The 17,418-nt window shown below is 72.4% G+C and carries 14 protein-coding genes; 4 read left to right on the top strand and 10 right to left on the bottom strand.

The window, feature by feature from the left end:
* Positions 1–120: 120 nt before the first annotated feature.
* Positions 121–1,038 carry a quinone oxidoreductase family protein gene (locus tag OG956_RS06005; protein ID WP_330336892.1) on the bottom strand — a complete coding sequence of 306 codons (918 nt, stop codon included), beginning with the start codon at positions 1,036–1,038 and terminating at the stop codon, positions 121–123.
* Positions 1,039–1,165: 127 nt separating this feature from the next.
* On the opposite strand from OG956_RS06005, the gene OG956_RS06000 reads away from it, so the two are divergent.
* Complete coding sequence (locus OG956_RS06000) at positions 1,166–1,603, top strand: MarR family winged helix-turn-helix transcriptional regulator (RefSeq protein WP_330336891.1); 438 nt, start codon at positions 1,166–1,168, stop codon at positions 1,601–1,603.
* 19 nt (positions 1,604–1,622) lie between these two features.
* Positions 1,623–2,144, top strand: a complete 522-nt coding sequence (locus OG956_RS05995; protein WP_330336890.1) for an isochorismatase family protein — start codon at positions 1,623–1,625, stop codon at positions 2,142–2,144.
* Between the two features lie 284 nt (positions 2,145–2,428).
* Here the strand turns inward: OG956_RS05995 and fdhD are convergent, their stop codons facing one another.
* Genes fdhD through OG956_RS05970 form a run of 5 tightly spaced genes read right to left on the bottom strand, consistent with a single transcriptional unit; the run spans position 2,429 to position 8,879 of the window.
* A complete protein-coding gene (gene fdhD, locus OG956_RS05990; RefSeq protein ID WP_330336889.1) occupies positions 2,429–3,277 on the bottom strand; it encodes a formate dehydrogenase accessory sulfurtransferase FdhD in 849 nt (282 codons plus the stop codon).
* 7 nt (positions 3,278–3,284) lie between these two features.
* Positions 3,285–4,145, bottom strand: coding sequence for a 2Fe-2S iron-sulfur cluster-binding protein (locus tag OG956_RS05985; RefSeq protein WP_330336888.1), 861 nt, complete (start codon positions 4,143–4,145; stop codon positions 3,285–3,287).
* Positions 4,142–5,959 (bottom strand): NADH-ubiquinone oxidoreductase-F iron-sulfur binding region domain-containing protein, encoded by a 1,818-nt coding sequence (locus OG956_RS05980; protein WP_330342753.1) that lies wholly within the window; start codon positions 5,957–5,959, stop codon positions 4,142–4,144. The genes OG956_RS05985 and OG956_RS05980 overlap by 4 nt, the downstream gene beginning before the upstream one ends.
* Positions 5,960–5,964: 5 nt before the next feature.
* Positions 5,965–7,884 carry a molybdopterin oxidoreductase family protein gene (locus OG956_RS05975; RefSeq protein WP_330342752.1) on the bottom strand — a complete coding sequence of 640 codons (1,920 nt, stop codon included), beginning with the start codon at positions 7,882–7,884 and terminating at the stop codon, positions 5,965–5,967.
* Between the two features lie 23 nt (positions 7,885–7,907).
* Positions 7,908–8,879 carry a 2-dehydropantoate 2-reductase gene (locus OG956_RS05970; protein ID WP_330336887.1) on the bottom strand — a complete coding sequence of 324 codons (972 nt, stop codon included), beginning with the start codon at positions 8,877–8,879 and terminating at the stop codon, positions 7,908–7,910.
* Between the two features lie 293 nt (positions 8,880–9,172).
* Here OG956_RS05970 and OG956_RS05965 point away from each other — a divergent pair, with 293 nt between their 5' ends.
* Together OG956_RS05965 and OG956_RS05960 are read left to right on the top strand one after the other, a co-directional pair.
* The gene (locus OG956_RS05965) at positions 9,173–10,120 is read left to right on the top strand and encodes a beta-ketoacyl-ACP synthase III (protein WP_330336886.1); all 948 of its coding nucleotides are present in this window, start codon (positions 9,173–9,175) and stop codon (positions 10,118–10,120) included.
* Positions 10,121–10,235: 115 nt separating this feature from the next.
* Positions 10,236–10,913 carry a GntR family transcriptional regulator gene (locus OG956_RS05960; protein ID WP_330336885.1) on the top strand — a complete coding sequence of 226 codons (678 nt, stop codon included), beginning with the start codon at positions 10,236–10,238 and terminating at the stop codon, positions 10,911–10,913.
* Between the two features lie 113 nt (positions 10,914–11,026).
* On the opposite strand, the gene OG956_RS05955 is transcribed toward OG956_RS05960, so the two are convergent.
* The 4 genes from OG956_RS05955 to frc all read right to left on the bottom strand — a co-directional run bounded on the left by OG956_RS05955 (position 11,027) and on the right by frc (position 17,410).
* Entirely contained in the window at positions 11,027–12,439 is a 1,413-nt protein-coding gene (locus tag OG956_RS05955) for an OFA family MFS transporter (RefSeq protein ID WP_330336884.1), read from the bottom strand.
* 1 nt (position 12,440) lies between these two features.
* Positions 12,441–13,805, bottom strand: a complete 1,365-nt coding sequence (locus OG956_RS05950; protein WP_330336883.1) for an MFS transporter — start codon at positions 13,803–13,805, stop codon at positions 12,441–12,443.
* Positions 13,806–14,043: 238 nt separating this feature from the next.
* Positions 14,044–16,176, bottom strand: coding sequence for an acetate--CoA ligase family protein (locus OG956_RS05945; RefSeq protein ID WP_330336882.1), 2,133 nt, complete (start codon positions 16,174–16,176; stop codon positions 14,044–14,046).
* A gap of 4 nt (positions 16,177–16,180) precedes the next feature.
* Positions 16,181–17,410 (bottom strand): formyl-CoA transferase, encoded by a 1,230-nt coding sequence (gene frc / locus OG956_RS05940; RefSeq protein WP_330336881.1) that lies wholly within the window; start codon positions 17,408–17,410, stop codon positions 16,181–16,183.
* Positions 17,411–17,418 lie beyond the last annotated feature (8 nt).

Here is a 17,418-nt window from a genome sequence, read left to right as displayed (position 1 = left end):
CTTCGTCGGCCGGACATCTGGTCATCCGGACATCCCATGTCCAACGTGCGCACCGTCGACGGTAGTTGGGGCCCGTGGCGCCCCACAAGAAGCGTGCAGCGCACAGAACCCGCGCAGCCCCTACGGGCGCAGCACGACCTTGCCCAGGTTGGCCCGCCGCTCGATCGCCTCGTGCGCCTTCGCCGCGTCCTCCAGGGCGAACTCGGCGTGCACGGCGGGCTTCAGGGTGCCCTCGGCGAACAACCGCCACAGTTCCTGGCGCCACTGCTCGTACAGGTCGGGCCGGCCGCGGGCGATCAGGGCCATCTGGAACCCGATCACCGACTTGGCGCCCACCAGCAGGTCGTACGCCCGTACGGTGCCGCCGCCCGAGCTGTAGGCGACGAGCCGGCCGTGCGGAGCCAGGGCGGCGAGGGCGGGGGTGAGCAGGTCACTGCCGACGGCGTCCAGGACACAGTCGACCGGATCCCCCCAACTGTCGTCGCCATACCGGATACAGTCGTCCGCGCCGAGGGAGCGGACGAACTCCGCCTTCCCCGGATCCGACACGGCCCCCACCACCCGTCCGGCGCCCCGCGCCCGCGCCAGCTGCACGGCGAGGTGGCCGATCCCGCTCGCCGCCGCCGTCACGAGGACCGCCTCGCCCGGTGCCGGCCGCGCCGCCTCCAGCACCCCGTACGCCACCAGGCCGCTGCGCACCAGGGCGATCGCGTCCACGGCGTCGGCGCCGTCCGGTACCGGGGAGGCCATGGCCTCGTGCAGCAGGGCGAAGTCGGCGTACCCGTGCCCGAAGCACAGCCCGGTCACCCGCTCGCCCACCCGGAAGCGGGTGACGCCCTCGCCGGCCGCCACCACCTCGCCGGCGATCTCTCCGCCGAGCGCGATCGGCTCGGCCGCCTCGGTGACCTTGCGGACCACGGGCAGGGTGACCCCGACCGCCGCGCAGCGCACCAGCAGCTCCCCGGGGCCGGGCTCGGGCACGGGGACCTGCTCCAGGAACAGCGGGCCGCCGGCGGACTCGTACCGGACGCGACGCATCGCACACACCTCCACGCCGGACAGGCCCGGCCTCCGACCGTTGGGACTCCCCACGAATTCGTTGGGAGCCCCAACGGTAGCGGAGTTTCGTTGGGGACTCCAACGTTTTCTCGGCTAGGCTCCCGGCATGGCCGAAGCACCCCTGCCCGCGATCCGCTCCCTGCCCAGCTGGCTCCTCGGCCGCGCCGCCGCCCGCGGCCGCGCCCTGGTCGCCGGCGCCCTCGCGGCCGAAGGGCAGAAGATGTGGCACCATGTCGTCCTCTCCGCCGTCCGCGACCTGCAGCCCGTCGCCCAGGCCGACCTCGGCCGCAGCGTGGGCCTCGACCCCAAGGACCTGGTCGGCGTCCTCAACGACCTGCAGTCCGCCGGCCACGTGCTGCGCGCCCCCGACCCACGCGACCGGCGCAAGAACGCCGTCACCCTCACCGACGGCGGCGCCCGTCTCCTCGCCCGCTGCGAGAAGGCCGCCCGCGCCGCCAACGACGAGCTGCTCGCCCCGCTGTCGGCCGCCGAACGCGATCAGTTCATGGGGCTGTTGATCCGGATTTCCGGCACGGACGGCTGACGGCGGCTAACGTTCCGTCATGACCGCAGCTCCCCTCCTCGACCCGCAGCGCACCGCCCTGGTCCTGATCGACCTGATGGAACGCATCGTCGCGCTGCCCCTGGAACCCCGCAAAGGCACCGAAGTGCTGTCCGCCGCCGAAGAGTTGGCCGGTGTCTTCCGTGCCGCCGGGGCGCCCGTCGTCCTCGTCCGGGTCGAACGCCCCGCGGTCGCCGAACAGCCGCCCGGCAGCGGGTTCGTGCCCGGCCTGGCTCGGCCCGGCGACCTGGAGGTGGTCAAGCGGACCATCGGCGCCTTCCAGGGCACCGGCCTGGACGAGCGGCTGCGCGAACGCGGCGTCGCCACCCTGGTGTTCGGCGGCGTCGCCACCAACCTCGGCGTCGAGTCCACCGCCCGGGCCGCCGCCGACCTCGGCTACGACCTCGTCTTCGTCGAGGACGCCATGGCCGCCTTCACCGCCGCCGAGCACGAGGCGTCGGTCCGGCTGGACTTCCCCAGGCTGGGCACGGTGACGAGGTCGTCCGACGTGGCCTTCACCTGACCGCGCCCAGCCCGACCGGGCCCGGACCCGCCCACGGCAAGAGCCCACCAAGTCCGCCTGTCCCTACGCGCCGGCCGCGAAGAGAGCCGAAGGGGGCGCGCCGGTGTGGAGAGACCGAACGCGCGCAGGCGCGAAGCGCTGAGCACGTTCGGTCTCTCCACACCGGCTGAAGCGCCCCCGAAGGCGAACGAAGCCGAAAAGAGGCGGCGCGAAGCGCTGAGCACGTTCGGTCTCTCCGCGCCGGCTGAAGCGCCCCCGAAGGCGAACGAAGCCAAAAACAGGCGTCAGCCCTGGGCGGCCGCCGCCCGCAGGGCGATGCGGTCCTCGCCCGCGTACACGTTCATCGAGCTGCCCCGCAGGAAGCCCACCAGGGTCAGCCCCGTCTCCGCGGCCAGGTCCACCGCCAGCGACGACGGCGCCGACACCGCCGCCAGCACCGGGATGCCCGCCATCACCGCCTTCTGCGCCAGCTCGAACGACGCCCGGCCGGAGACCAGGAGGATCGCCCGCGACAACGGCAGCTGCCCGTCGCGCAGGGCCCGCCCGACCAGTTTGTCGACCGCGTTGTGCCGGCCCACGTCCTCCCGTACGTCCAGCAGCTCGCCGTCCTCGTCGAACAGGGCCGCCGCGTGCAGGCCGCCGGTGCGGTCGAACACCCGCTGGGCCGCCCGCAGCCGGCCGGGGAGGGTTGCCAGCAGCTCCGGGGTGACCCGGAGCGGGGGAGTGTCGGCGATCGGGAAGCGCGCGGTCGTCCGGACGGCGTCCAGGCTGGCCTTGCCGCACAGGCCGCAGGATGAGGACGTGTAGACGTTCCGCTCCAGGGTGAAGTCGGGCAGGGCCACGTCCGGCGCGGTCGTCACGTCGACCACGTTGTAGGTGTTGGACCCGTCCACCGTCGCCCCCGCGCAGTACACGATGTTGCGCACGTCGTCGGCGGTGGCCAGGACTCCCTCGCTCACCAGGAACCCGGCCGCCAGCGCGAAGTCGTCGCCGGGGGTGCGCATGGTGACGGCGAGCGGTTTTCCGTTCAGCCGGATCTCCAGGGGTTCCTCGGCGACGAGCGTGTCCGGCCGGGAGGAGAGCGCCCCGTCGCGGATACGGAGGACCTTGCGTCGTTCCGTGACTCGTCCCATGTCCTGATCAGCCCCGGTTCTGTACGTGCTGGTAGCCGAAACGGCCCTTGATGCAGAGATTGCCGTGGGTCACCGGATTGTCGTGCGGCGAGGTGACCTTCACGATCTCATTGTCCTGCACGTGGAGCGTGAGGGTGCAGCCCACTCCGCAGTACGCGCACACCGTCGACGTCTCCGTCTGCCGTGACTCGTCCCAGGTGCCCGCCGCCCGCATGTCGTACTCCGTCTTCGGCGCCAGCGCCCCCGTCGGGCACACCTCGACGCAGTTCCCGCAGTACACGCACGCCGAGTCGGGCAGCGGGGCGTCGTGCTCGACGGCGATCCGGGCGTCGAAACCGCGTCCGGCCACCGAGATCGCGAAGGTGTTCTGCCACTGCTCGCCGCAGGCGTCGACGCACTTGTAGCACAGGATGCACTTGGCGTAGTCGCGCACGTACAGCTCGTTGTCGATCCTCGGCTCCTCGTTCACGCGCGCCGCGTCGGGGCCGAACCGGTCCGGCTTCGCCTCGTACTCCTTGATCCACTCCGCCGCCCCCGGTGTGGTCGACAGGTCGGCACTGGAGGCGAGCAGCTCCAGGACGATCTTCCGGCTGTGCCGGGCGCGCTCGGTGCCCGTGCGCACCACCATCCCCGGCTCGGCCGTGCGTGAGCAGGCCGGCACCAGCGTCCGGGAGCCCTCGACCTCCACCACGCACACCCGGCAGGCGTTCTTGGGTCGCAGCGTGTCGCCCTGGCACAGCGTCGGGATGTCCTTGCCCGCTGCCCGGCAGGCGTCCAGGATCGTCGAGCCCTCCGGCGCCCGGACCGGCGCGCCGTCGACGGTGAACTCCAGCATCCGGCGCGGGATGCCGAGCGGTGTGACGGTCATGTGTACGCCCCCAGACGGTCGATGACGGATTCCACGGCGTTCCACGCGGTCTGCCCCAGACCGCAGATCGAGGCGTCCCGCATGGCCCGGCCGACCTCCCGCAGCAGGGCGATGTCGTCGGCGGCCGCGGCCCCGGTGCGTTCGGCGATCCGGCGCAGCGCCTCCTCCTGCCGGACGGTCCCGACCCGGCACGGCACGCACTGCCCGCAGGACTCCTCCCGGAAGAACCCGGCGATCCTCAGCAGCAGCCGGGGCAGCGGCACGGAGGCGTCGAAGGCCATCACCACCCCGGATCCGAGCGTGGCGCCCGCCTCTCTGGTGCCCTCGAAGGTCAGCGGGACGTCCAGTTCGTCGGGCCGTACGAAGGAGCCCGCGGCGCCGCCGAGCAGCACCGCGCGCAGCCCAGGGCGCACCCCGGCCAGCCGCAGCAGTTCGCCGAGCGTGGCCCCGAACGGCAGCTCGTACACGCCGGGCCGCTCGACGCTCCCGGAGACGCAGAACAGCTTCGGCCCGGTGGAGCGCTCCGTGCCGACCGCCGCGTACGCCGGGGCGCCCATCGTCAGGATCGGCAGCACGTTGACCAGCGTCTCCACGTTGTTCTCGGCCGTCGGCCTGCCGAACAGCCCCTTCTCCACCGGGAACGGCGGCTTGGAGCGCGGCTCGCCCCGGTAGCCCTCGATGGAGTTGAACAGGGCCGTCTCCTCCCCGCAGATGTACGCCCCCGCGCCCCGCCGGATCTCGATGTCGAAGGCGTAGCCCTGACCGAGGACGTCGTCCCCGAGCAGGCCACGCGCGCGTGCCTGCGCGATCGCGTGCTCCATGCGGCGCAGGGCGCGCGGGTACTCGCCCCGCAGGTACAGGTAGCCCTTGTGGGCGCCGGTCGCGTACCCCGCGATGGTCATCGCCTCGACCAGCGCGTACGGATCGCCCTCCATGAGCACGCGGTCCTTGAAGGTGCCGGGCTCGGATTCGTCGGCGTTGCAGACGAGGTAGTGCGGGTGGTCGGGCCGGGACGCCGTGGCCTGCCACTTGCGGCCGGTGGGGAACGCGGCCCCGCCCCGGCCGGCCAGGCCCGAGTCGGTGACCTCGCGGATCACCCCGGCGGGCCCCAGCTCGAAGGCCCGCCGCAGGGCCGTGTACCCGCCGTGCGCGCGGTAGTCGTCCAGGGAGGCCGGGTCGACGACGCCCACGCGGCCGAGCAGGAGGAGGCCGTCCTGACCGGCCTGGGGCACGGCCAGCACGGCCGGCGGCTCCTCGGGCGCCGAGTCCGGCGCGTCCGCCGCCCGTACGGCCTCGTCCACGGTCGCCGGCGCCGCCACCGCCGTACGCACCGGATCGCCCGCCCTGACGGCGAGGGCGGCCGGAGCCCGCTCGCACAGGCCCAGGCAGGGGCTGCGCTCGACGCTCACCCCGCTGCCCGCGCGTTCCTCCAGACCGGCGCACAGATCACCGGCCCCGGCGGCGGTGCAGGCCAGGTCGGTGCACACGTGCAGCACGGTCGCCGGGCGCGGCCTGACGGAGAACATGGCGTAGAAGGTGGCGACCCCGTACGCCTCGGCCGGCGGCACGGTCAGCCGGCGGCACAGATAGCCGAGGCCGCCCTCGCTGATCCAGCCGACCCGGTCGTTCAGGGCGTGCAGCCCCGGCAGCAGCAGATCGCGCCGGTCGCGGGCCGCCCGGCCGCCGCGCGCCCACCTCAGGTCCGCGTCGCTGCGGTCGGCGCCCTCCCAGGAGGACTCCGGCGGGCCCAGCAGGGCGTCCACCGCGGCGCGTTCCTCGTCCGTCGGCTTGCCGTCGCCGAAGTGCAGGTCCACTCGGGTCACCTCACGTAGGTCACTGCGGGCAGCTTCTCGATGCGGATCGCCGACGCCTTGAACTCCGCCGTCCCCGCGATCGGGCAGTTCGCCTCGATCGTCAGCCGGTTGGTGTCCACCTCGTCGGGAAAGTGCATGGTCATGAAGGCCAGACCGGGCCGCAGCGCGGGATCGATCCACACCGGCGCCACCACCGCCCCGCGCCGCGAGACGACCCGCACCTCCTCGCCGACCACCACGCCGAGGTGCTCGGCGTCCTCCGGGCACAGCTCGACGTACTCGCCGCGGCGCAGCGGGGAGGCGAAACCCCCGCTCTGCACACCGGTGTTGTACGAGTCCAGGCGCCGCCCGGTGGTCAGCCGGATCGGGTACTCCTCGTCGGTGAGGTCCACCGGCGGATCGTGCTGCACCAGCCCGAACGGCGCGGGCCGGCCCCGCCGTGCCGGGTCCGCCTCCCACAACCGGCCGTGCAGGTACGTCGGTTCCAGCCGGTCGGTGCTCGGGCAGGGCCACTGGATGCCCCGGTGCTCCTCCAGCCGCTCGTACGTCATCCCGTAGTGGTCCGGGGACACCGACCGCAGCTCGTTCCAGACCGCCTCGGCGTCCGGGTACTTCCAGTCGTGGCCCAGCCGGGCCGCCAGCGCGCAGATGATGCCGATGTCGTCGCGGGCCTCGCCGGGCGGGGCGACGGCCCGCCGCACCCGCTGTACCCGGCGCTCGCTGTTCGTGGTAGTGCCCTCGGTCTCCGCCCACCCGGCGGTCGCCGGCAGCACCACGTCCGCCAGCTCGGCCGTCTTCGTCAGGAAGATGTCCTGCACGACGAGGAAGTCCAGCGCCCGCAGCCGCCGTACGGCCTGCTCGCTGTCGGCCTCCGACTGCGCCGGGTTCTCCCCGACGCAGTAGACGGCCCGCACGCCGCCGTCCTCCATCGCCTCGAACATCTCGGTCAGGTTCAGCCCGTGGTGCGGCTCGATGACCGTGTCCCACGCCGACTCGAACTTCAGCCGCACGTCCGGATCGAGGATGTCCTGGAAGCCGGGCAGCCGGTTGGGGATGGCGCCCATGTCGCCGCCGCCCTGCACGTTGTTCTGCCCGCGCAGCGGCTGCAGCCCGGAGCCGTAGCGGCCGACGTGGCCGGTGAGCAGCGCCAGGTTGATCAGCGCCCGCACGTTGTCGGTGCCGTTGTGGTGCTCGGTGATGCCGAGCGTCCAGCACAACTGCGCGCGCTCGGCGCGGGCGTACGCGTGCGCCAGCTCCCGTATGGCACGGGCCGGTACGCCGGTCACCTTCTCGGTGAGCGACAGCGTCCACGGCGCGACCAGTTCGCGGTACTCCTCGAAGCCGGTGGTCGCCCGCTCGACGAACACCTCGTTGACCAGCCCCGCGTGGATGATCTCGCGGCCGATCGCGTGCGCCATCGGGATGTCGGTGCCGACGTTCAGCCCGAGCCAGCTCTCCGCCCACTCGGCGGTGGAGGTGCGCCGCGGGTCGACCGCGTACATCCGGGCGCCGTTCCTGATCCCCTTCAGCACGTGCTGGAAGAAGATCGGGTGCGCGAACCGGGCGTTGGACCCCCACATCACGATGACGTCGGTGTGCTCGATCTCCTCGTACGACGACGTGCCGCCGCCGGAGCCGAACACCGCCGACAGGCCCGCCACGCTCGGCGCGTGACAGGTGCGGTTGCAGGAGTCGACGTTGTGGGTGCCCATGACGACCCGGGCGAACTTCTGCGCCACGTAGTTCATCTCGTTGGTGGCGCGGGAGCAGGAGAACATCCCGAACGCGCCCCGGTTGCGCGCGAGGCCCCGGGCCGCCCGGTCCAGCGCCTCGTCCCAGCTCGCTCGCCTCAGGGGTTCGTCGCGACCGTCCCGGACCAGCGGGTGGGTCAGCCGCGTGTAGGTCTTCGTCTGCCGTTTCCTCATGCTGCGCTCCTCAGGCACGTTCCTCATGCGGCGCTCCTCAGCGCGAGCAGGTCCGAGATGGCGTGCACGGTGCGCAGGGTGGGCACCTCGACGCCGGTGATCTCCGCGAGCTCGACGACGGCCGCGAGCAGCACGTCCAGTTCCAGCGGCTTGCCGCGCTCCAGGTCCTGGAGGGTGGAGGTGCGGTGGTCGCCGACGCGTTCGGCGCCCGCGAGGCGGCGTTCGACGGAGACGCCGACCGTGCAGCCGAGGGCCTCGGCGACCGCGAGCGTCTCGCGCATCATCGTCTCGATGACCCGGCGGGTGCCGCCGTGCCGGCACATCTGCCGCATGGTGGCGCGGGCCAGGGCGCTGATCGGGTTGAAGGAGATGTTCCCGAGCAGCTTGACCCAGATGTCCGCGCGCAGCTCCTTCTCCACCGGGCACTTGAGCCCGCCGGTCCGCATGGCCTCGCTGAAGTCCAGACAGCGCGCGGAGACGCTACGGTCGGGCTCGCCGATGGAGAACCGGGTGCCCTCCAGGTGCCGTACGACGCCCGGTCCTTGGAGTTCGGTGGCGGCGTAGACGACGCAGCCGACGGCCCGCTCGGGGGCGAGGACCCGGCTGACCGCGCCGTCCGGGTCGACGCTTTCGAGGCGGTGGCCGTCGTACGGGCCGCCGTGCCGGTGGAAGTACCACCAGGGGATGCCGTTCTGCGCGGCGACAACGGCGGTGCGCTCGTGCAGCAGCGGTGCGATCAGCGGCCCGCACGCCGCGTACGCGTTGGCCTTCAGGCCGAGGAAGACGTAGTCCGCCGGACCGACCTCGCCCGGGTCGTCGGTGGCGTGGGGGTGCGCGGTGAAGTCGCCGCGCGGGCTGAGCACACGCACCCCGTGCTGCCTCATGGCTGCCAGATGCGGTCCACGGGCGATGAGGTGCACGTCGGCGCCGGCGCGGTGGAGCGCGGCGCCGACGTAGGCACCGATGGCGCCGGCGCCGAGAACTGCCACTTTCACGGGAGCACTCCGTTCGGTCGAGGGATACCGCGGAGGAGGAAGGAGAAGAGGAGCTGAAAGAACGTGGTCGGCTGAATCCTGTCGACGAAATATTGTCTACAGTATGAGGATTGGGTCGACAAGGGTCCGCGCGAAACTCCGTGCCGCACGGCCGAAGCACCAGGACGTCCACCAACCTGAGGGGAGCCGACAACCCCGGCGCCCGATTCCTGTGGCGTCGCCTGCCGTCGTACCGGTGGGTCACTGATCACACTGGTGGATCCCGCTACCACGGCAACGAGGGGATCCCCGCCATGAACGGCTCGCGCATCGCCGCCATCGGCCACTACCAGCCCGCCCGGGTGCTCACCAACGAGGACTTGTCCGGCATGGTCGACACCAGCGATGAGTGGATCCGCAGCCGCGTCGGCATCCGGACCCGGCACATCGCGGGCCCCGACGAGCCCGTCGACGAACTCGCCGCGCACGCCGCGGCCAAGGCCCTGGCCGGCGCCGGCCTGAGCCCCGGCGACATCGACCTGGTCCTCGTCGCCACCTCCACGGCGATCGACCGCTCCCCGAACACCGCCGCCCGCGTCGCCGCCCGGCTCGGCGTTCCGCGGCCCGCCGCGATGGACGTCAACGTGGTGTGCGCCGGGTTCACGCACGCCCTGGCCACCGCCGACCACGCCGTCCGGGCCGGCGCGGCGCGGCGTGCGCTCGTCATCGGCGCCGACAAGATGTCCGACGTCACCGACTGGAGCGACCGCACGACCTGCGTCCTGGTCGGCGACGGGGCGGGCGCCGCCGTCGTCGAGGCGTGTCCGCCGGGGCAGGACCCGGGGATCGGGCCGGTGCTGTGGGGGTCGGTGCCGGAGATGGGACACGCGGTGCGGATCGAGGGCACCCCGCCGCGGTTCGCGCAGGAGGGGCAGAGCGTCTACCGCTGGGCCACCACCCGGCTGCCCGCCATCGCCCGCGGCGCCTGCGACAGGGCCGGCGTGGCGCCCGAGGAGCTCGCCGGGGTCGTCCTGCACCAGGCCAACCTGCGCATCATCGAACCCCTCGCCGAGAAGCTCGGCGCCGTCAACGCGGTCATCGCCCGCGATGTCACCGAATCCGGCAACACCTCCGCCGCCAGCATCCCGCTCGCCTTCTCCAAGCTCCTCGAACAGGGAGCGCTCGGCGCCGGCGATCCGGTGCTGCTGTTCGGCTTCGGCGGCAACCTGTCGTACGCCGGGCAGGTCGTACGCTGCCCGTGACGCGACGGGCGGGCGGACGGAGGTGGATTTTGTGCGCAGTAGACTGTAGACAAAAAACAATCCATACTGAGCGTCCAGCATGACCGGCGCCAGACCTGCCCGGAGGGGGACCGCGATGTTGTCGACCGGACTGCCGCAGGGGGCCGTGCCCAAGCTGGAACGCCCCGGGCCGCTGCGCGAGCGTGTCTACGAGGCACTGCTGGAGCTCATCACCACCCGCGCGCTGCAGCCCGGCCAGCACCTGGTCGAGAGCGAACTCGCCGGACACCTGGGCGTCTCCCGGCAGCCGGTGCGCGAGGCGCTGCAGCGGCTCAACACCGAGGGCTGGGTCGATCTGCGGCCCGCGCAGGGCGCGTTCGTGCACGAGCCCACTGCCCAGGAGGCCGACCAGCTGCTCACGGTCCGCACCCTGCTGGAGGCGGAGGCCGCCCGGCTCGCCGCCGCCGACGCCACCGCCGAGAAGATCGGTGCGCTGGTGGAGCTGTGCGCTGAGGGCGAGAGGGCCGTCGCCGCCGACGACGTCGACCGCGCCGTCGCCCTCAACGCGGCCTTCCACGCCAAGATCATGGAACTGGCGGGCAACGCGGTCCTCGCCGAACTCGCCGCCCAGGTCGACCGCCGGGTCCGCTGGTACTACACCCCGGTGGCCCGGCAGCGCGGCCGCCAGTCGTGGATCGAACACCGGGAGCTGATCTCCGCCATCGCCGAGGGGAACGAGGAGCGGGCCGCCACCCTGATGCGCATCCACACCGAACACACCCGCCGCTCCTACCACGAGCGCGGCGGCGCCTGACCGCCGCGCGCGCAGGGCACGCACGTGGTGTTCCCCTTCCGGCGGACCGCGAGCGGATCACCGCAAGGGGAACACCCCAGAGGGACACCCCAGAGAGACACCCAGGGCGCCGATCAGGCCGTCGGCTGTGTCCTCGGCGCCGTGACGGCCTCGCCGCCGGCCCGGCCCCGGCCGGGCTGGCGCAGCAGCAGCGCGATCGCCGCCGCGACCATCGACACCCCGCCGGCCAGCGCGTAGGCGCCGTCGTAGCCCCAGGCGCCGACCACCATGGAGCCGAGGCCGCCGCCGAACAGACCGCTGACCAGCTTGCCGCTGTACACCAGGCCGTAGTTGGTGGCGTTGTAGTTCTCGCCGAAGTAGTCCGGGGTCAGGGCCGCGAACATCGGGTAGAACGCGCCGCCGCCGAAGCCGGAGACGAAGGCGAAGAACAGGAACAGCCACTCGTTCTTGATGTCACCGGCCCAGATGACGCCGAACTGGGAGAGACCCAGCACCACGATGACGAAGACCAGCGACGTCTTGCGGCCCCACAGGTCCGACAGCCAGCCGACGACGGCCCGCCCGACGCCGTTGACGACCGCCATGACGCCCATCGAGGACGCCGCGACCAGCGGGCCGAAACCGATCTCCTTGGCGTAGTCGACCTGGAAGGAGATACCGAAGATCGACACACCGGCGGTCAGGACGATGCTGACCCACATCAGCGGCAGCATGCCGGTCCTGATGGCCTCCTTCGGCGTGAACTGCCGTACCGCGGGCGGGTTCTTGCCCAGGCTCGCGGCACTCTTGCCGTTGCCCGCGAACGACAGCGGGTCGATGCCGGCCGGCCACCAGTTCTTCGGCGGGTCCTTGAAGAACCACGCGCACACCGCGACGACGATCAGCACGTACAGGCCGATCAGATCGAGCACCTCGTCATAGTTGCCGGTGTCGAAGGCGTAGTTGAAGATGAAGATGAACGGCAGCGAACCGTAGGCGAAGCCGCCGTTGACGAAGCCGGTCTTCGCGCCGCGCCGCTCCGGGAACCACTTGCCGACCATGTTGATGCAGGTCGCGTAGATCAGCCCGGAGCCGGCACCGCCGACGACACCGAAGCCGAGGATCGCCAGGAACACGTTGTCCAGGTGGGACAGCGCCAGGAAGCCCAGCAGACACATCGCGGCGCCGGTGTACATCGCCCGGCGCGCGGTCAGGATGCCCCGCTCGCGCAGCCAGCCCGCCGGGAAGGCGATGCCGGCCTGGAAGAACACCCAGACGCTGAGGATCCAGAAGGTGTTGGACTGGGTCCAGCCGTGCGCGTCGGACAGGGTGTCCTCGGCGGAGCCATAGGCGTACTCCGAGACGCTGATGGCCATCATCGCTATCCATGGCAGGTACACCATGAGCCTGCGCGAGTGGCCGAGGATGTCGCGGTCCGTCTCGCCGACGCGGTAGACCCGCCCCCGGGAGTCGGTGACTTCGCGGTACGAGCGGTTCGCCGCGCCGGGATCGGCCGGTGTCTTCCGTGTTGCCGGATCAGCCGTCATGTCAGGCCATCTCCTCGCCGAGGGGGTGGGGATTGGGGACGATGCGCCGGATGCTCTGCCTGCCCGGCGCTCTGAGGAACAGCGCCACTACGGCGCAGGCGAGCCCGGAGCAGCCCGCCAGGAGGAACGCGGTGTGCGGGAACCGGGCGGCGTACCCGGCGCCGTCCGTGTCGCAGGCCGCGGCGACCGGCAGGAGCCAGGCGCCGGTGAGCAGTCCGTGGACGCTCGGAAGGTGGTTCTCACCGAAGTGGTCCGCGGCCAGTGCGGTGCCCAGCACCGGCACCGCCGTGCCGGCGGCCGCCGTGGCCGCCGCGCACCCGAGGAGCAGCGCACCGCTCCCCGCGCGGACCGCGGCCAGGGCGCCGAACTGCGCGGCGCCCAGCAGGACACAGGCCGCGATCAGCGTGCCACGCCGCCCCGACCGGTCCGACAGCGCGCCGACCGGTGCAGCCGCGGCGCCGCCCGCCACGGCCACCGCCCGCAGCGACTGCGCGGACACGCCCAGCCGCCCGCCGTACCGCGCCTGCACGACGATGCCCAGCACCGCGGCCCCGGCCGCGCCGAGCAGGCAGAGCCACAGCAGCCACAACGCCGGGGTGCGCGCGGCCTGGCGGAGGGTGCGGTGGCGTACGGCGGGCGGGTTCTTCTCGAGGGCGCGGCGGACGGCGGGGTCCGCCGGCACGGACAGCGGGCCGGGCCGCGGCGGCCACCAGTTCCGCGGCGGATCCCGGAAGAACAGTCCGGACCCGGCCACCACCAGGGACGCGGCGCCGCCCGCCACCGCGAGCAGCACCCGCGGGCCGGCGTCCACGACCGGACGGAAAAGAAACGGTACGGCCCCGACGGCGAGCCCGCTCGCCACCACCGCCGTGGGGCCGCCCCGGCGTTCGGGCCACCAGCGGCCCGGCAGCGTCAGACAGGTGGCGTGCACCAGTCCGGCCCCGGCACCGGCGCACACCGCGAACACCAGCCGCGCAAGAGCCTGATGCGGGGCGAGGGCGAGCACGTGGTACCCGGCGAGGGTGCCGAGCGCCCCCACCGCCATGGCCCGACGGACGGGGAGCCGGCCGCTCTCCCGCAGCCGCCCGGCCGGAACGGCGACGGCCGCCTGGGCGAGCGCCCACAGTCCGGCCGGCCAGTACGGGTCCCCGTCCCACCGGTGGGCGGCACGGAGACCGGCCTGCGCGGCGAAGAACGCGCACGCGGCCCAGCCGATGCCCGCCATGCCCGCCCAGGGCAGGACGGCCATCCAGATCCGGCCACGGCCCAGCAGATCGGCGTCGCTCTCACCGACCCGGTACACGCGGCCCCTGCGGTCCCGCACCTCCCTGCACAGCACGGAGGCGGGGGGATCGATGGTCACCATCGCGATGTGCACCCCTTTGCGTCGAAAGTTCTGGCCGGCGCCCCCTGTCCCTTGCCTTTCGTGCGCGCGCGGGTCCCGGGACCGGCCGACGCGCACCGCCCGCCGGCCCCTCGCGTCACTCAGCCCATGAACCACCCCTCCAGAAGCCCCGCCGCTCGCGCCCGGCGGCCGGTGTTCCGCTCCGGGACACCCCCGGACCCCGACCCCGACCCGACCGCGGTCGCAGCCGCAGCCGCCGTCACAGCAGCCCCGCCGCCCGCGCCCACCGGTACTTCGCCCCCAGCACGGCCACCGGCTTCTCGGTCGTGTACGGGTAGGCCACGACCCCCCGCTCGAACAGGTACCGGCAGGCCTCCTCGACCTCCACGTCGCCCGCCAGGGACGCCACGACCGGCTTCTCGATCCCGCGCTCGCGGAACTCGGCGACCACACGCGCCGTCAGCTCCGCGAAGACCATCGGCGGGGTGACGATGGTGTGCCAGTAGCCGAGCACCAGCGCATGGATCCGCGGGTCCTCGAGGCCCAGCCGGATCGTCGCCTCGTACGTCGACGGCGGCTCGCCCCCGGTGATGTCGACCGGATTGCCGGCCGCACCGAACGGCGGGATGAACCGGCGGAACGCCTCGTCCAGATCGGACGGGATCTCCATCAGCGACAGCCCGTTGTCCGTCACCGCGTCGGACAGCAGCACCCCGCTGCCGCCCGCGCCGGTGATGATCACGACGTTGCCGCCCTTCGGGGCGGGCAGCACGGGCAGGGCGCGGGCGTACTCCAGCATGTCGTTCAGGCCCGGCGCCCGGATGACACCCGCCTGCCTGAGGATGTCGTCGTACACCGCGTCGTCGCCCGCGAGCGCGCCGGTGTGCGAGCCGGCCGCCTTCGCGCCCGCCGCCGTACGGCCCGCCTTGAGCACCACGACCGGCTTCTTCGGCACGGTCGCCCGCGCCGCCGCCACGAACGCCCGCCCGTCCTTGAGGTCTTCCAGGTGCATGGCGATGCACTCGGTGTGCGGGTCCTGCCCGAACCAGGTCAGCAGGTCGTCCTCGTCCAGGTCCGACTTGTTGCCCAGGCCGACGATCGCCGACACACCCGTCTTCGTGGTGCGGGCGAAGCCCAGGATGGCCATGCCGATTCCGCCGGACTGCGAGGACAGCGCCACACCGCCCTTGACGTCGTACGGCGTGCAGAACGTGGCGCACAGGTCCTGCCAGGTGGAGTAGTAGCCGTAGATGTTCGGGCCGAGCAGGCGCACGCCGTGCCGCTCGGCGATCTCCACGATCTCCGCCTGGAGTTCGTGCTCGCCGGTCTCCGCGAAGCCGGAGGGGATCAGCACGGCGTTGGGGATCTTCTTCCGCCCCACCTCCTCCAGCGCGGCGGCCACGAACCGGGCGGGAATGGCGAAGACGGCCACGTCCACCTCACCGGGAACGTCCGTGACACTCTTGTACGCCTTGCGGCCCAGGATGTCGTCGGCCCTGGGGTTCACCGGATGGATCTCCCCGGAGAAGCCGCCGTCGACGAGGTTGCGCATCACCGAGTTGCCGATCTTTCCGGGCTTGTCGGAGGCGCCGATCACGGCGACCGAGGACGGCTGCATCAGCCGGCGCATGGAGGTGAGGATCTCCTCGCGCGTGTACGTCCTCCTCGGCGCAGGCTGCCCCTCGGCGAGGATCACCCGGATGTCGGCGGCCGTCGCCCCGTGCGGCGTCGCGATCACCGGATTGAGGTCGACCTCGGCGATCTCGGGGAAGTCCGCGACCAGTTGGGAGACCCGCCGGATCTGCTCGGCCACCGCCCACCGGTCCACGCCGGCCTGCCCGCGCACCCCGCGCAGGATCTCCGCCGACCGGATGGAGTCCAGCATCGACAGCGCCTCGTCGGCCGTGACCGGCGCCAGCCGGAACGTCACGTCCTTCAGCACCTCGACCAGCACCCCGCCGAGCCCGAACGCCACCACCTTCCCGAACGTCGGGTCGGTGACCGCGCCGACGATGACCTCCTGCCCCTCGGGCAGCAGCTCCTGCACCTGCACGCCCTCGATCCGCGCCCCGGCGTCGTAGGCGCGGGCGTTGCCGACGATCCGGCAGAACGCCGCCCGGACGTCCGCCGCGCCCTCCACCCCCACGACGACACCACCGGCGTCGGTCTTGTGCAGGATGTCCGGCGAGACGATCTTCATCACCACCGGCCCGCCGAACCGCGCCGCCGCGGCCACCGCCTCGTCCACGTCCCTCGCCAGCACCTCGCCCGGCACGGCGATCCCGTACGCGTCGGCGATCACCTTGCCCTCGGGCGCGGTGAGCGCGGTACGGCCCTCGGCGCGCACGGCGTCGAAGAGTGCACGCACCCTCAGCTTCCGGTCCTCCGCCATCACGTCAGATCACCCCGTTCGACTTCAGCAGGCGCAACTCCTCGTCGCCGAGACCGAGTTCGCCGACGTAGACCTCTTCGTTGTGCTCGCCCAGCAGCGGTGAACCGGTCACCTCCACGGGCGAGTCGGACAGCTTGAGCGGGCTGCCGACCGTGATGAACTCGCCGCGCTCGGGGTGCGGGACGCGCACCACCATCTCGTTGGCGGCGAGCGAGGGATCCTCGATGATCTCCTTGGTGGACAGGATCGGCCCGCACGGGATGCCGTGCGCGTTCAGCCTCTCCAGCACCTCCCACTTGGGCAGGGTGGACGACCACTCCTCGATCAGCTGGAACATCTTGTTCAGCTTCGGCAGCCGGGCCTCGGGGGTCGCCCACTCGGGGTCGTCGGCGAGTTCCGGCCGGCCGATCAGCTCGGTGATCGGCTGCCAGCCGACCGGCTGGACGATGACGTACACGTAGTCGTTCGGCCCGCCCGGCGCGCACCTGACCGCCCAGCCGGGCTGACCGCCGCCGGAGGCGTTGCCGGAGCGCGGCACCTCGTCGCCGAAGTCCTCGTTGGGGTACTCCGCGAGCGGCCCGTGCGCCAGGCGCTGCTGGTCGCGCAGCTTCACCCGGCACAGGTTGAGCACCGCGTGCTGCATGGCGACGTTGACACGCTGGCCGCGCCCGGTGCGCTCCCGCTGGAACAGCGCCGCCAGTATCCCGGCCACCGCGTGCACCCCGGTGCCGGAGTCACCGATCTGCGCGCCCGTCGCCAGCGGCGGCCCGTCCTCGAAACCGGTGGTCGCCATCGACCCGCCCATGGCCTGCGCGACGACCTCGTACGCCTTGAAACCGGTGTACGGCCCCTCGCCGAAGCCCTTGATGGACGCGTACACGATCCGCGGGTTGATCTCCCGGATGCGTTCCCAGGTGAACCCCATCCGGTCGACCGCGCCCGGCCCGAAGTTCTCCACCATGACGTCGCTGCGCCGGATCAGCTCGGTCAGGATCTCCTTGCCGCGCGCGGTCTTGGTGTTCAGGGTGATGCTGCGCTTGTTGCAGTTCAGCATCGTGAAGTAGAGGGAGTCGACGTCCGGCAGGTCGCGCAGCTGCCTGCGCGTGATGTCCCCGGCCGGCGCCTCCAGCTTGATGACGTCGGCGCCGAGCCAGGCCAGCAGCTGGGTGGCGGAGGGCCCGGACTGGACGTGCGTCATGTCCAGCACGCGGATGCCGTCAAGAGCCTTGGTCATGACTGGCG

The sequence above is a fragment of the Streptomyces sp. NBC_00557 genome (assembly GCF_036345995.1).
Taxonomy (GTDB): domain Bacteria; phylum Actinomycetota; class Actinomycetes; order Streptomycetales; family Streptomycetaceae; genus Streptomyces.
This window is presented reverse-complemented; position numbering and strand designations above follow the sequence as displayed.

What these genes read in the sequence shown, in the direction of transcription:
- OG956_RS06005 (WP_330336892.1), bottom strand. Translation starts at nt 1,038, where the DNA reads ATGCGTCGCGTCCGGTACGAGTCCGCCGGCGGCCCGCTGTTCCTGGAG.
- OG956_RS06000 (WP_330336891.1), top strand. Translation starts at nt 1,166, where the DNA reads ATGGCCGAAGCACCCCTGCCCGCGATCCGCTCCCTGCCCAGCTGGCTC.
- OG956_RS05995 (WP_330336890.1), top strand. Translation starts at nt 1,623, where the DNA reads ATGACCGCAGCTCCCCTCCTCGACCCGCAGCGCACCGCCCTGGTCCTG.
- fdhD (WP_330336889.1), bottom strand. Translation starts at nt 3,277, where the DNA reads ATGGGACGAGTCACGGAACGACGCAAGGTCCTCCGTATCCGCGACGGG.
- OG956_RS05985 (WP_330336888.1), bottom strand. Translation starts at nt 4,145, where the DNA reads ATGACCGTCACACCGCTCGGCATCCCGCGCCGGATGCTGGAGTTCACC.
- OG956_RS05975 (WP_330342752.1), bottom strand. Translation starts at nt 7,884, where the DNA reads ATGAGGAAACGGCAGACGAAGACCTACACGCGGCTGACCCACCCGCTG.
- OG956_RS05965 (WP_330336886.1), top strand. Translation starts at nt 9,173, where the DNA reads ATGAACGGCTCGCGCATCGCCGCCATCGGCCACTACCAGCCCGCCCGG.
- OG956_RS05960 (WP_330336885.1), top strand. Translation starts at nt 10,236, where the DNA reads ATGTTGTCGACCGGACTGCCGCAGGGGGCCGTGCCCAAGCTGGAACGC.
- OG956_RS05955 (WP_330336884.1), bottom strand. Translation starts at nt 12,439, where the DNA reads ATGACGGCTGATCCGGCAACACGGAAGACACCGGCCGATCCCGGCGCG.
- OG956_RS05950 (WP_330336883.1), bottom strand. Translation starts at nt 13,805, where the DNA reads ATGGTGACCATCGATCCCCCCGCCTCCGTGCTGTGCAGGGAGGTGCGG.
- OG956_RS05945 (WP_330336882.1), bottom strand. Translation starts at nt 16,176, where the DNA reads ATGGCGGAGGACCGGAAGCTGAGGGTGCGTGCACTCTTCGACGCCGTG.
- frc (WP_330336881.1), bottom strand. Translation starts at nt 17,410, where the DNA reads ATGACCAAGGCTCTTGACGGCATCCGCGTGCTGGACATGACGCACGTC.